Genomic DNA, 12,935 nt, shown 5'->3' with positions numbered 1-12,935 from the left:
AGATCCCAAGGGACATCTTTAAAAAATCAAGGGGGACTTGTGGATCGTGTATCCAATCGACGTCTTGCCGTTGCGCTGATCGGCGCCGGCGTACTTTGTTCCGGCCAGGCGCTGGCCCAGACCGGCGACGCCGCCAAAGCACAGCGGTTGCAGGCCATGCAGCAAAAGCTGAATGCTTTGAAAGCACAGCTGGCCACGCTGAAAAAGAATCAGCAGACGCCGGCCGAACCGTCGACCGACAATGCCTCGACCAGCGATCAGGCCAGCGCCGGGCAAACAGCCGAGACCCAGAAGCCGAAGACCACGCTGACCCTGGGCGGCGCCGTGACCGCCGGTTACAAGCTCAAGCCGGACATCAAGAACCACAGTAAAAGCGGTGACGCCCTGGTTGGCATCACGGCCTTCAACGTCCACGGTAGCCACGGCAAACTGTCGTATGGCGCCGAATATCGCTGGTCGCCCAAGGCATTCGCCGACGACAGCTATCTGCGCTATGGCTGGGCGGCCTACGATTTCAACGCGCATAACCAGCTCAAGGCCGGCATGTTCTACGTGCCGTTCGGCAACCTCAAGTTCGGCTACCAGTCGTTCTGGGGCAACCTGACCTACTTCGCCGGCTTCACCGACAACCAGGCCGCCGGCCTCGGCTATAAATACCAAAACGGCCCGTGGCGCCTGGACGTCGACGCCTTCAAGAACGACGATCTGGGGCAACGCAGCCTGTACGGCTCCAACCCGTTCGACGGCTACCAGCAAATCAACGGCGGCAACGTGCGCGTCGCCTATACCTTCAACCAGGGCACGGATCATAGCGTGCAGGTGTCGAGCGCGGTTCGCGGCGGCGAGCTCGAGGTCGGCGGGGCCGAGCGGCAAACTCGGCACGCGCTGGGCGGCCACCGCAGCCGTCGATGCCGCACTCGGGCCGTGGACGCTGCAAGGCCAGTACGTCGACTATCGCTACAACATCCCCGACGGCCAGTCCTTTAACGGCAACGCGCTGCCGACCGACTCGATCACCGTCGAGAACTATGGCTTCGGTTATCAGATGCCGGCCTCTGGCCAGATCTTTGCGGCCAACATCGCGCGCACCTTCCCGGTCGACTGGGGCGCCCTGGATTCGATCCAGCTGTATGACAACTATGCCTATTTGATGACCGGCGGTAACGGTCAGTTCAACAGCGCGTTGCCCGGCAACCCGGCCAACCCGACCGGCGATATCCAGTTCAACGCCGCCGGCGTGAACTTTTCGTTCGGCGTGCTGCAGGTGTGGGCCGACATTCTGAGCGGCAAGAACGCCGGGATGACCTTCGACGGACCGAACGACGGCAGCTGGAACACCCGCTATAACCTGCAGATGGGCCTGTACTTCAGCGGCGATGTGATCAAGGACTGATCGATCGCGCCGCCTCGTCAACGAACCGGCCGTCGCTCGACGGCCGGTTTTTTTTGCGCGGCGTCCGCGATTGGCAGAATCCCTGGCTTTGCGTCAGCATTCGGGGCCGCCATGCAAATCAATCAGATCGCCCATGTCCGAAGCTGCCGCTCCACGCATTGCCGTCATCGGCTACGGTACCGCCGGCCGCGTATTCCATGCGCCGCTTATCCATGCCACGCCGGATCTCGAGCTGGCCGGGATCGTGACCGCCAATGCCGAACGCGCCGCCGAGATCGGCCAGCGCTATCCCGACGTCACGGTCGTCGGCGATGTAGCGACGCTGCTCGCGCGGGCCGACGAGTTCGATGCGGTGGTCGTGGCCAGCCCCAACGGCCTGCATGCCGAGCACGCTCGCGCGGCGATCGAGGCCGGGCTCGCCGTGGTTGTGGACAAACCGCTGGCCGCCTCGGCCCATGACGCGGATGCCCTGATCGCGGCCGCCCGCGATCGCGGGGTCGCACTCACCGTGTTCCAGAATCGCCGCTGGGACGCGGATTTCCTGACCCTGCGCTCGCTGATCGACGCGGACCGGCTCGGCCGTGTCCGACGCTTCGAATCCCGCTTCGAGCGCTGGCGGCCCGAGCCCAAGCCGGGCTGGAAACGCAACGCCGCACCCGACGCGGCCGGCGGCATCTTGTTCGATCTGGGCAGCCATCTCATCGACCAGGCGCTCACCTTGTTCGGCCCGGCACGCGAGGTCTACGCCGAGCTGGACCCCGGCTATGCCGACTCGGGTGTCGACGACGATTCCTTCGTCGCGCTCACGCATGTTTCGGGCGTACGTTCCCATCTGTGGATGAGCAGCGTGGCACCGGATCTCGGCCCGCGTTTCCGCGTGCTGGGCGATCGCGCCGGCTTCGTGAAATTCGGGCTCGATCCGCAGGAGGATCGCCTGCGCGAGGGTGCGGTACCCACGGGCGCGGACTGGGGCGCCGAAGCCGAGGACGCCTGGGGCCGGCTCGGCGCCGGCGAGGCCGTCGAGATGGTGCCGAGCATGGCCGGCAGCTACCCGGCTTTTTATCGCGAATTCGCGGCCGCGCTGCGCGGCGACGCGCCGTTGCCGGTGGACCCGGCCGATGCGGTCGCCAACCTGCGCGTGATTGAAGCCGCCCGGCACGCCTCGGCCGAGCGCCGCGTGGTCGGCCTCAGCGGCCGATGAAACGGGTGACCGGGGCGCTCAGCCGCGCGGCCAGCGAGGCATGCGCCCCGTCCCAGACCGCGGGGTCGAGCACTTCGACCTGCTCCACGAAGCGCGTGGCGCAGGCCGTCCACGAATAATCCAGGGCGAACGCCCGTGCATCGGCGGGCGACAGCTCGAGCGCGCCGTGCACCGCCGTGGCCAGATCGTCGTTCAGACACGCTACATGCGGCGCATGGCCGAGTACGTCCGCCGGCCCGGGCACCGGATAGGCGGCCACCGGCAACCCGCTCGCCAGCGCTTCGAGCAACACCAGGCCATAGGTATCGGTACGGCTGGCGAACACGAATACATCGCCGGCCGCATACCAGCGGGCCAGATCGTCGCCGCTCTGCCAGCCGGCGAACACCACGTCCGGATAGCGCTGCTTGAGCTCGGCCAGTTGCGGGCCGTCGCCCACGACGACCTTGGTGCCGGGCACGTCCAGATCGAGAAACGCGCCGATATTCTTTTCCACCGCCACACGCCCGACGTAGACCATGACCGGACGCGGGCCGTCGATCGCGACCGCATCCGTGCGCGGCGCGAACGCCCGCGCATCCACCCCGCGCGGCCAGAGCACGGTATGGGTGATGCCGTGGGCAGCCAGTTCGTCGGCCAGCGTATCGGTGGTCACCAGCACTCGCGCCGCCGCGGCATGAAAACGACGCATGACCGCGAAGGTGAGCCGGCGCGGCACGCCCATGCGCATTTCCAGATACTGTGGAAAATGCGTGTGATAAGAACTGGTGAACGCCAGGCCGCGGGAACGACAATAGCGACGCGCGGCTTGGCCGAGCGGGCCTTCGGTGGCGATATGAATAGCCTCGGGCCGGGCATCGGCCAGCCGGCGCCCGACCTGACCCGGTGTGGCCAGTGCCAGGCGGATCTCCGGCTCGCCGGGACACGGCAGGCTACGGAACCGATCGGGCGTGATCGTGACCACGTCGTGGCCGAGCTGCGTCAACTCGTCGACCACCGTCGACAGGGTGCGGACCACGCCGTTGATTTGTGGATGCCAGGCATCGGTGACCAGTGCGACCCTCATACCGATGCCGCCCGGCGGCTCTCGCGCTCGGCCGGGATCTCGTCGTCGGTGCCGCGGCCCCAGTACAGCAGCGACATGCGCCCGGCGAAGTCCTCGGTCAGCGCAGTACAGGATTCCACCCAGTCGCCGTCGTTGCAGTAGTCAATGCCGTCGACATCGCGCCGCGACGGGGTATGGATATGACCACAGATGATGCCGTCGAGCCCGCGTCGTTTGGCTTCGTCGGCCAACGCCTCCTCGAAGCGTCCGATATAGGCCACGGCATTCTTGACCTGATATTTCAGAAACGCCGAGAGCGACCAGTACGGGTAGCCCAGACGCCGCCGCACCGTATTGAACCAGCTGTTGCCGACGATCACGCCGCGATAGGCATAGTCGCCCAGCACCGCCAGCCAGCGAGCCTCGGTACAGACCGCGTCGAAGGCATCGCCGTGCATGACCAGATAGCGCCGGCCGTCGGCGGTCTCGTGCACGCACTCGTCGCAGAATTCGATGCCGGCCAGATCCAGTGGCAGGAAATCGCGCAGCATCTCGTCGTGGTTGCCGGGCACATAAACGATGCGCGTGCCATGATCACGATGCAGAGCCAGCACCGCCTGAATCACCGCGCCGTGGCTGGCCGGCCAGTACCAGGCATTCTTGAGTGCCCAGGCATCGATGATGTCACCCACGAGATACAGCGTGTCGCAGCGCACGGTGGCCAGAAAATCGAGCAGCCGCTCGGCGCGGCAGCCGCGCGTGCCCAGATGAAAATCCGAAATCCAGACGCTGCGATATCGATGGAAGCCCCGCGGCGTGGGCGGCGATTTGGAAGCGGCGGGCTTGTAGCTTGAAGAAAACCGGTCGTCGGAACCGACCGGGCTGGAGTCGAGCACGTCATCGAGCGCCATGGCGGTGCCTCCACGCAGAACCTGCAGCGCATTGTCGACACCGGATGTGACGCCTATATGGCGTTTATTTAACGTCCCGATGACAGATTCGGGTCACGAAACACCCAGCGGCCGGCCAGCCGGTAGTTGATCGCGAGCCCCAGCAGTGCACCCGGGACTACGCTGATCAAGGGATGCGCCGCGCCCACCGCGGTGGCCGACACCAGCGCCAAATAACAGCCGAAGTTGACCGTGATGTTGATCGTGTTCACGGCCAGATAACGCAGCCATTGATGCCAGCGCGCACGGTCGTCGCCGCTGGCGAACGTGAAGCGCCGGTTGATGAGCCAGGCGGTACTGGCTGCCAGCGGTATCGAGATCAGCCGGGCCTTCACCGGCGCGATGCCGAGCCCGTGCACCAGGGCGCCGAGCGCGCCCATATCGACACCAAACGCGATCAGCCCGGCCGTGCCGAAGGCCAGCCAGCGCCGCAGCGCGGCCGGCGCGACCGGCCGAAACCGACGGCGCGCGCGCCGCACCTCGCCCATGGAGAACACATCCCGATCGATCATCCCCCCAGACTTAGCAGCCCCGCACGACAAATCGATGACTGTCATGCTCCGGTCATGCGAACGCGCCAGCCTCGGATCAGTCGATCCAACGGAGCACGACCATGTCGATCGCATCGCAACAACCCAACCAGCGCATCCTCATCCTCGGCGGCGACGGCTTCTGTGGCTGGCCGACCGCCCTGCATCTGTCCGATGCCGGCCATGAGGTGATCATCGTCGACAACCTCTCGCGGCGCATGATCGACGTGGAACTCGAAGTCGAATCGCTCACGCCGATCCGGCCAATGAGCGAACGCCTCGCGGCCTGGCGCGAGATCAGCGGTCGCGACATCGGCTTTCATCGCTTCGACGTGGCCCGCAACTACCAGCGATTGGTGAATCTGCTGTGCGAATTCATGCCCGACGCGATCGTGCACTTCGCCGAGCAGCGTGCCGCGCCCTACTCGATGAAATCCCCGGCGCACAAGCGCTATACGGTCGACAACAACGTGGGCGCCACCAATACCCTGCTTGCCGCGCTGGTCGAGTCCGGGCTGGATGCCCACGTCGTGCATCTCGGCACCATGGGCGTCTACGGCTACGGCAGCGCCGGGATGAAGATTCCCGAGGGCTATCTGAAGGTCCACGTCGAGACCGAGGCCGGCGGCATGACCACCGACGAAATCCTCTACCCAGCCCACCCCGGCAGCATCTATCACCTGACCAAGACCCAGGACCAGCTGACGTTTGCCTTCTACAATCGCAACGATGGCGTGCGCGTGACCGATCTGCACCAGGGCATCGTCTGGGGTACCCAGACCGAACAGACCGCACGGGATGAACGGCTGATCAACCGTTTCGACTACGACGGCGACTACGGCACCGTGCTCAATCGCTTCCTGATGCAGGCCGCGGTCGGCCATCCGCTGACCGTGCACGGCACCGGCGGCCAGACCCGCGCTTTCATCCATATCCAGGATACGGTGCGCTGTATCGAACTGGCGATCGGCAACCCGCCGGCCGCCGGCGAGCGCGTACGGATCCTCAACCAGATGACTGAAACCCATCGCGTGCGCGACCTGGCCGACCGCGTGGCCGCGCTCACCGGCGCGACCCTCGACTACCAGCCGAACCCGCGCGTCGAAGCGGTCGAAAACGATCTGCATGTCGCCAACGACACGCTCATTCAGCTCGGGCTGCGTCCGACCACGCTGGATACCGGCCTGTTCACCGAAGTCACCGATATCGCCGCGCGCTATGCGCATCGGGCCGATACCCGGCGCATCGTCTGTCGTTCCGCCTGGCGGGCCGATCGCCAGGTCCCCGACGTGGAGACAGGCGCCGCCACGCCGTCGCGCGTCACCATCCCGGTATAGATCCGGATTCGCGTCGCCCCGGGCCAGGCCCTACGCTGTCGACATGATTCGTCATTGCAACGAGTAAGCCATGACCTCGCGCCTCGAAACCGGCCCGTCGGTCGAGCCGGAAACGCATATATTCGACGACGACGGCCGCACGCCCAACAGCCGGCATCCGGTGCTGCTCTATCGCGGACTGACGAACGAAACCGGCGAGGCCGCCGCGGCCGATTTTGAAGCGTGCTTTGCCGCGAACCGCTGGCCACCGCAGTGGCGCGGCGGCGTGTTTGCGTATCACCATTTTCATTCCAACGCGCATGAAGCGCTCGCGATCTATGCCGGCGAGGCCGAACTGGTGCTGGGCGGCGAGTCGGGCCAGCCGATCCGGCTGGGCGCGGGCGGCGTCGTCATCCTGCCCGCGGGCACCGGCCACTGCCGCGTCGAGGCCAGCGAGGATTTCGCCCTGACCGCTGCCTATCCAGACGGCCACGGCGACTGGGATCTGTGTCGCCCCGGCGAAACCTCCCCGGAACGCGCCCGCGAGCGTATCGCGGCAGTCCCGATCCCGCCGCAGGACCCAATCACCGGCGCCGACGGCGCGTTGGTGCGGCTCTGGCGCTGAGTTTCAACACACGCGCCGGGCCTGGCTTTCTCCCAGGCCCGGCATCAGATGGTCTGCCAAGGGCTCGGCGCCGGCACGGCCAGCACGTCGCGCACCTGCATGAGCGCATGCGCCAGCGTCGCGCGGTCCCGGGCGGCGGAAAAACACAGCCGTATCGCCTGCGGGGCGGCTTCGCTGCCAACACAGAAGGCCTCAGCCGAATTCACGCGAATACGTGACTCGGCCAGCCGTGCCACCACCTGCGAGGCGCGCTGGCCCGGCGGCAGGGACAACCAGGCATAGAAACCGCCGGGCCGCGTGCGCGGCGAGAACTCGGCGAGCGTCTCTTGCACCATATTCCGTCGTGCTTCCAGTTCGGCGAACTGGCGGGCCAGCTGGCGATCGGCATCGCCGGAGGTGATCCATCGGCCGACGATGGAGGCGATCAACGGCGGCGGCATCCAGCTGACGTTGCGAACGACGGTCGCCACGCGTTCGCGCATGGCCGACGGTACGCGCATGACGCCGGAGCGCAGCCCGCCGGATAGAATCTTGGATACCGAGAACAGGAAGATCGTGCGCTCCGGCGCCAGCTGATGGAGCGGCGTTCCGCGTTGCTCGACCGGCAGATGCTGCACGCCGTCCTCCACCAGCCAGACATCGCGCTCGCGGGCGAAATCCACAAGCGCGGTCCGTCGATCCTCGGCCAGCCGGGCCGTGGTCGGATTCTGATGCTCGGGCATCACGTAAAGCACATCGAACGGCTGTTGGTCGTGGCGCGCCGCCAGCGTCTCCACGACCAGCCCGTCGTCATCGTGATCGAGAGCGACCATACGCAGGCCCAGCTGGCCCGCCACGCTGATCACGCCCGGATAGCATAGGCGTTCGGCCGCAATACGCCCGCCGGGCCGCGCGAGTGTCGATAGTGCAATGAAGATGCCGTTCATGCCGCCCTGGTCGATGACCAGTTCATCGGCCGCCATCGGCAAGCCGAGCCGCCCCATCCATTCGGCATAGATCTCGCGGTGCCAGTCGAGGCCGCTTTCGGGTTGATAGTCGAGCGCCTCGGCCATGGCCACCGGATCGGCCTGTACCGCCGACAGCGCCCTCGACAACGCCGCATCGCGTTCGACGTCGGCCGGCGGCAGCGCTAGCGACAGATCCACCCAGCCGTTGTCGTCGCGCGCCGCACTCACATGCGAGAAGGCCGGCCCCTCGTCGACGCCGCGTACATAAGTACCACTGCCGACGCGCGCACTCACCCAGCCGCCGCGTTCGGCTTCGCTGTAAGCCCGCGTGACGGTGCCCACCGTCACGCCCAGGGCTTCGGCAAGCCGCCGCTGGGTGGGCAGCTTCGCTCCCGGCGCGAGCTCGCCCTGCCGCACAGCCTGAGCGATGGCGTTTGCCAACTCGCGATAACGCGGCCCGATGCCCGCCAGTTCCGGCACCCAAATTGTCATGGTGACAATAAATTCATTGACGCTCTAAAAATACCGTCTAATCTTAAAATTGCAGCACAAAACTGCGAATTTATCCGAAAATTGAACCCATACATTATCATGAAATATTCGATCCGAAACCCGCTCGAGCCGAGGCGCGCACCATGATCGGCCCGACTGCCATGATTCCGGTCGCACTGTTCGCCCTGGCCACGGTCGGCACCCCGGGCCCGAACAACGTCATGCTTACGGCCTCGGGCGCGCGCTACGGTTATCGTGGCACGCTCGTGCATATCGCGGGCATTCTGGGCGGCAGCGCCGTGCTGTATCTCGGCGTGGCCCTCGGGCTCGGCGCGATTTTCCAGCAATACGCGCTCGTGCAGTACACATTGCGCGGGTTGGGCGCTGCCTATCTGCTTTATCTGGCCTGGCGTATTGCCAGTGCCCCACCGCCCCGGCTCGACGTCGCCGGTGATGCCCGGCCGCTGTCGTTCACGGCCGCCGCCGCGTTCCAGTTCGCCAACCCGAAAGTGTGGGTGATGGGGCTGACGCTGACCGCGTCATTTCTGCCGGCCCAGGGGCCGATGTTCGCGAACGCGGTCGTGCTGACCGCGATCATGCTTATCGTCGGCTTTCCCTGCCTGTCGTTCTGGGCCACCTTCGGCAGCGTGATCGGCCGCATGCTCCGCACGAATCGTGCCTGGCGGGTGTTCAATATCGTGATGGGCGCACTGACGGCCGCCTGCGTCGGTTTCATCATTGTTGATTGAGCGATGCCAGCGACTTGTACATAACCAACGCATCGATGTCGCCGAGCCGAGGATGACAGAACGCACCGGGCAGGCGCCCGACAATCTCGAAACCGTGCTTCTGCCACAGGCGGACAGCGCCTTCATTGGTCTCGGCGACGAAGTTGTACTGCATGGCCCGGAAGCCCCGGGCCCGTGCTTCGTGTTGGGAGTGTTCGCACATGGCACTTGCCCAGCCCTGCCCGCGAGCGGCTTCCGAGACGACGTAGCCGCAGTTGGCCACATGGGCGCCCTGACCGGGCTGATTGGCCACGATGTAGTAGGTCGCCACGATCTCGCCCCGTGCGTCCACGCCGACGAAAGTCGCCGAAGGCTTGTCCATCCAGGCCGCCCGCGCGCTGGCTTCATCGATATCGCGCGAATAGGCATAGGTCTCGCCGGCAGCAAATACCGGCGACAGAATCGACCAGATAGCCCGCCAGTCGGTCGCCTCGGCGATACGTATCGAATGCATGACCTGCAACTCCCATGAACGAACGCGCCAAGATTACAACGAATCGGGCAGCGGCATGCCCGATCGCCGGGGTTTACTGTCGTTAATGCGGGCTCGATGGCGCTACTTCGATTCATGAATCGTTCATTCACACGATCGTGGCCACGAGGCACCGCTATGGCTGCCGAACGAGGTATTTCACCGCCGGGTGACGCAATGGACGGCATGAGGCGCGATCGCGGGCAGAAAATGACTTGCGCGCCGCTCTCAAAAATTTTTAAGTCATTGATTTAAAATGCCACTAAAACACCCCTGATCAATACAGATTTTTTTTGCGAACAAGGGTTGTCAAATTCGACTTTAGGCGTAGAATCGCCCGCGTCGACGACAGATAACGAGAGTTCAGGGCGTTTTTCGCCGCCTACGGGCAGAACTCGTCGTTCTCGTCGAATCGGGCTTGTCCCAAAGAGGCAATACTTGCTTATTTCTATTCGTTGACCGGCATCGGCAGCGTGACACCGAGGGAAGCGGTTCACGTCAATGCGGATGCCGGGAATTGGCGTGGCGTCGTTCAAGCAGCGAGCCACCGAATATTTTCTGGTTTTTGAGGAGCATTGATGATGGATACGTTCAAGCTGAACATCGTGAACAGCCTTGTTGTCACCGGCCTGGTCGCCGCTTCGATGATGATGCCGATCGTCGCCGCCGAACTGTCGCAAGCCCCGAGCAACCACTCGGTCCCGACTGCAGCCCAGACGACGGACGTTAAACCGATCCGCTGATCGGCCCGGCGACACGAATATCAAAATACCCGGCCCCGCGCCGGGTATTTTTTTGTCTGCGGTGCGCGGGCCATAACCCGGTAGACGCGGTCGCGCCGTCGGAAAACGTCGGTCCGTGGCCATCTGAAATCGTGTCAATATAAAAGCTTCCGGACTACGAGCGGCATCCACCCGGCTCCGCTCGAGTTGGCACGCTCGGTGCTTGGCGCTCAGACGCCATACGTCGCGCCGTACCCATCGGCACCGGCCGGGATGGCTATCGGCATCAAACGACCAAGGACGATCATGACCCGACGACAGGCCTTAACGCCCATAGCGATCGCGCTCGGCCTCGCCATAAGTTCGCCCGGCGCCTTCGCCGCCGATTCCGATTCTCAGGCTGCCGACATGCAGTTATTGGCCGCGAAACAAATCTTCGATACGAGCAATCTCGACACGCAAGTCAGCGCCTGCCACAACCTCAATACCTTCGTGAACACGAAATGGGTGGCTGCCAATCCGATCCCGGACGATCACACGCGTTGGGGCTCGTTCAACATGCTGGCCGAGAAGAGCCTCGAGGATCAGCACACGATCGTAAAGAAAGCCGCGGCCGAGGCCGACAAAGCCGATGCCGGTTCGATCAAGGCGAAGATCGGTCATCTCTACCAGTCGGGCATGGATGTCGAGGCCATCGACGAGGCCGGTTACCAGCCGATCGAGCCGCGACTGAAACAGATCGCTGCCATCGACAACCGGCGCGAGCTAAGCCATTACCTCACCCAGGCATTCGCTGCCGGCCAGGGTCAGGTTTTTGCGCTGGACGCCAGCCCCGACTACAAGAACGCCACGCGTGTCATCGCTTACGCCTACCAGGGCGGGCTGGGCCTGCCAACGCCCAAGTACTACACCGACAAGGATTACGCCAAGCAACGGGCCGCCTATGTCGACTATATGACCACGCTGTTCAAGCTGACCGGCGAATCCGACGCAAAAGCCGCGGCCGACGCCAAGCAAGCCATGGCCTTCGAAACCGAGCTGGCCAAGCATTCGCTGTCCCGCGTGGCCATGCGCGATCCAAAGAACCAGTACCACTTCGTAAGCCTGGACGAGGCCAACAAGGCGACACCGAACTTCGACTGGAAAGCCTTCTTCGTCGCCCAGGGCGCCGATATCAAGAAGGGCTTCTCGCTATCCGAGCCCAAGTTCTTCGCCGAATTCAACAAACTGTTGGGCAACGCGCCGCTCGACCAGTGGCGTGCCTATCTTCGCTTCCACACCATCGACGATGCGGCCCCGCTGTTGTCCACGCCGTTCAACGAGGCGCATTTCGCGTTCTATGGCACCACGCTCAACGGCCAGCCCAAACAGAAGCCGCGCTGGAAACAGGCGCTGGATGCGGTTAATTCCGCCATGGGCCAGGCACTGGGCCAGCTCTATGTCGCCGACTACTTTCCGCCGGAAGCCAAGGCCCGCGCCCAGCAGATGGTGGCCAACATTCGCGCGGCGCTGAAGACTCGCATTCAGAACAACGACTGGATGAGCGAGAAGACCAAGGACAAGGCGCTCGACAAGTGGTCGAAGTTCCTGCCCAAGATCGGCTACCCCGAGCACTGGCGATCCTGGAAAGGCCTGAACATCTCGGCCGATGATTTCTACGGCAACATGGAACGCGCCGCGGAGTTCAATCACGCCTACGAGATGGCCTATGTCGGCCAGCCGCGCGATCGCCAGCGCTGGGGGATGACGCCGCAGACGGTCAACGCCTATTACAACCCGACCGACAACACCATCAACTTCCCGGCCGCTATCCTGCAGCCGCCGTTCTTCTATGCCCACGGCGACGACGCGGTGAACTATGGCGGCATCGGCGCGGTGATCGGGCACGAGTCGTCGCACGGCTACGACGACCAGGGCAGCCAGTTCGACGGCGACGGCAATCAGGTCAACTGGTGGACGGCCGCCGATCGCAAGGCCTTCGACGCCCGGACCCAGAAGCTGGTCGACCAGTTCAACCAGTACACGCCCATCCCCGGCAAACCGCAGCTGCACGTCAATGGCAAGCTGACGCTGGGCGAAAACATCGCCGATCTGGACGGGCTGACGCTGGCCTACGACGCACTGCAGACCGCACTGGCCCACAACCCGAAAGAAGCGCACATGAAGATCGACGGTTACACCGAAGATCAGCGTTTCTTCATGTCGTGGGCGCGGGTCTGGCGCGGGCACAGCCGGGAAAAAGCGCTCGAGGTTCAGCTGAATTCCGACCCGCATTCACCCATGTCGTTCCGCGCTATCGGCGCGCCGTCTAACATGCCGGCGTTCGCCAAAGCGTTTGACTGCAAACCGGGCGACGCGATGGTCCGGCCGAAGAACAAGCGCGTCGAAATCTGGTAATCGCGCGACCGAACAGGCCGCGGGGCTTCGGTTCCGCGGCCCGGGCGGCGACGCGCA

Annotated in this window: 13 protein-coding genes; 8 read left to right on the top strand and 5 right to left on the bottom strand. The window is 64.4% G+C overall.

Features of this window, described 5'->3' with window-relative positions:
• Positions 1-39 precede the first annotated feature (39 nt).
• The 3 genes from C41B8_RS08135 to C41B8_RS08125 all read left to right on the top strand — a co-directional run bounded on the left by C41B8_RS08135 (position 40) and on the right by C41B8_RS08125 (position 2,594).
• Positions 40-987 carry a hypothetical protein gene (locus C41B8_RS08135; protein WP_037336474.1) on the top strand — a complete coding sequence of 316 codons (948 nt, stop codon included), beginning with the start codon at positions 40-42 and terminating at the stop codon, positions 985-987.
• 58 nt (positions 988-1,045) lie between these two features.
• Entirely contained in the window at positions 1,046-1,393 is a 348-nt protein-coding gene (locus tag C41B8_RS08130; protein ID WP_037336472.1) for a hypothetical protein, read from the top strand.
• A 133-nt stretch (positions 1,394-1,526) separates the two neighbouring features.
• On the top strand, positions 1,527-2,594 hold the full coding sequence (locus C41B8_RS08125) for a Gfo/Idh/MocA family oxidoreductase (RefSeq protein ID WP_037336470.1): 1,068 nt from the start codon (positions 1,527-1,529) through the stop codon (positions 2,592-2,594).
• Here the strand turns inward: C41B8_RS08125 and C41B8_RS08120 are convergent.
• From C41B8_RS08120 to C41B8_RS08110, 3 genes are all read right to left on the bottom strand, one after another.
• Positions 2,581-3,660, bottom strand: a complete 1,080-nt coding sequence (locus C41B8_RS08120) for a glycosyltransferase family 4 protein (protein WP_051883275.1) — start codon at positions 3,658-3,660, stop codon at positions 2,581-2,583. The two genes, C41B8_RS08125 and C41B8_RS08120, sit on opposite strands and share 14 nt — an antisense overlap.
• Entirely contained in the window at positions 3,657-4,550 is an 894-nt protein-coding gene (locus C41B8_RS08115; RefSeq protein WP_084188700.1) for a UDP-2,3-diacylglucosamine diphosphatase, read from the bottom strand. The genes C41B8_RS08120 and C41B8_RS08115 overlap by 4 nt, the downstream gene beginning before the upstream one ends.
• 68 nt (positions 4,551-4,618) lie before the next feature.
• Positions 4,619-5,101 carry a GtrA family protein gene (locus C41B8_RS08110; RefSeq protein WP_037336468.1) on the bottom strand — a complete coding sequence of 161 codons (483 nt, stop codon included), beginning with the start codon at positions 5,099-5,101 and terminating at the stop codon, positions 4,619-4,621.
• Positions 5,102-5,202: 101 nt separating this feature from the next.
• On the opposite strand from C41B8_RS08110, the gene C41B8_RS08105 reads away from it, so the two are divergent.
• Both C41B8_RS08105 and C41B8_RS08100 read left to right on the top strand, forming a co-directional pair.
• Positions 5,203-6,456, top strand: a complete 1,254-nt coding sequence (locus C41B8_RS08105) for an NAD-dependent epimerase/dehydratase family protein (protein ID WP_037336467.1) — start codon at positions 5,203-5,205, stop codon at positions 6,454-6,456.
• A 70-nt stretch (positions 6,457-6,526) separates the two neighbouring features.
• Positions 6,527-7,060 (top strand): cupin domain-containing protein, encoded by a 534-nt coding sequence (locus C41B8_RS08100; RefSeq protein WP_051883274.1) that lies wholly within the window; start codon positions 6,527-6,529, stop codon positions 7,058-7,060.
• Between the two features lie 44 nt (positions 7,061-7,104).
• Here the strand turns inward: C41B8_RS08100 and C41B8_RS08095 are convergent, their stop codons facing one another.
• Complete coding sequence (locus C41B8_RS08095) at positions 7,105-8,499, bottom strand: aminotransferase-like domain-containing protein (protein WP_037336465.1); 1,395 nt, start codon at positions 8,497-8,499, stop codon at positions 7,105-7,107.
• A 143-nt stretch (positions 8,500-8,642) separates the two neighbouring features.
• Here C41B8_RS08095 and C41B8_RS08090 point away from each other — a divergent pair, with 143 nt between their 5' ends.
• Positions 8,643-9,248, top strand: coding sequence for a LysE family translocator (locus C41B8_RS08090; protein WP_037336463.1), 606 nt, complete (start codon positions 8,643-8,645; stop codon positions 9,246-9,248).
• Here C41B8_RS08090 and C41B8_RS08085 read toward each other — a convergent pair.
• Positions 9,235-9,741 (bottom strand): GNAT family N-acetyltransferase, encoded by a 507-nt coding sequence (locus tag C41B8_RS08085; protein WP_037336461.1) that lies wholly within the window; start codon positions 9,739-9,741, stop codon positions 9,235-9,237. The genes C41B8_RS08090 and C41B8_RS08085 overlap by 14 nt on opposite strands.
• A 599-nt stretch (positions 9,742-10,340) precedes the next feature.
• Here C41B8_RS08085 and C41B8_RS20440 point away from each other — a divergent pair.
• Positions 10,341-10,502, top strand: a complete 162-nt coding sequence (locus C41B8_RS20440; protein WP_156962477.1) for a hypothetical protein — start codon at positions 10,341-10,343, stop codon at positions 10,500-10,502.
• Positions 10,503-10,787: 285 nt separating this feature from the next.
• Positions 10,788-12,878, top strand: coding sequence for a M13 family metallopeptidase (locus C41B8_RS08080; RefSeq protein WP_037336459.1), 2,091 nt, complete (start codon positions 10,788-10,790; stop codon positions 12,876-12,878).
• Positions 12,879-12,935: the final 57 nt, after the last annotated feature.

Source organism: Salinisphaera hydrothermalis C41B8 (genome assembly GCF_000732535.1).
GTDB lineage: Bacteria > Pseudomonadota > Gammaproteobacteria > Nevskiales > Salinisphaeraceae > Salinisphaera > Salinisphaera hydrothermalis.
Note: the sequence above shows the minus strand (reverse complement) of the source record. Positions and strands in the feature narration are given on the sequence as shown.

What these genes read in the sequence shown, in the direction of transcription:
- C41B8_RS08130 (WP_037336472.1), top strand. Translation starts at nt 1,046, where the DNA reads ATGCCGGCCTCTGGCCAGATCTTTGCGGCCAACATCGCGCGCACCTTC.
- C41B8_RS08125 (WP_037336470.1), top strand. Translation starts at nt 1,527, where the DNA reads ATGTCCGAAGCTGCCGCTCCACGCATTGCCGTCATCGGCTACGGTACC.
- C41B8_RS08120 (WP_051883275.1), bottom strand. Translation starts at nt 3,660, where the DNA reads ATGAGGGTCGCACTGGTCACCGATGCCTGGCATCCACAAATCAACGGC.
- C41B8_RS08115 (WP_084188700.1), bottom strand. Translation starts at nt 4,550, where the DNA reads ATGGCGCTCGATGACGTGCTCGACTCCAGCCCGGTCGGTTCCGACGAC.
- C41B8_RS08110 (WP_037336468.1), bottom strand. Translation starts at nt 5,101, where the DNA reads ATGATCGATCGGGATGTGTTCTCCATGGGCGAGGTGCGGCGCGCGCGC.
- C41B8_RS08105 (WP_037336467.1), top strand. Translation starts at nt 5,203, where the DNA reads ATGTCGATCGCATCGCAACAACCCAACCAGCGCATCCTCATCCTCGGC.
- C41B8_RS08100 (WP_051883274.1), top strand. Translation starts at nt 6,527, where the DNA reads ATGACCTCGCGCCTCGAAACCGGCCCGTCGGTCGAGCCGGAAACGCAT.
- C41B8_RS08095 (WP_037336465.1), bottom strand. Translation starts at nt 8,499, where the DNA reads ATGACAATTTGGGTGCCGGAACTGGCGGGCATCGGGCCGCGTTATCGC.
- C41B8_RS08090 (WP_037336463.1), top strand. Translation starts at nt 8,643, where the DNA reads ATGATCGGCCCGACTGCCATGATTCCGGTCGCACTGTTCGCCCTGGCC.
- C41B8_RS08085 (WP_037336461.1), bottom strand. Translation starts at nt 9,741, where the DNA reads ATGCATTCGATACGTATCGCCGAGGCGACCGACTGGCGGGCTATCTGG.
- C41B8_RS20440 (WP_156962477.1), top strand. Translation starts at nt 10,341, where the DNA reads ATGGATACGTTCAAGCTGAACATCGTGAACAGCCTTGTTGTCACCGGC.
- C41B8_RS08080 (WP_037336459.1), top strand. Translation starts at nt 10,788, where the DNA reads ATGACCCGACGACAGGCCTTAACGCCCATAGCGATCGCGCTCGGCCTC.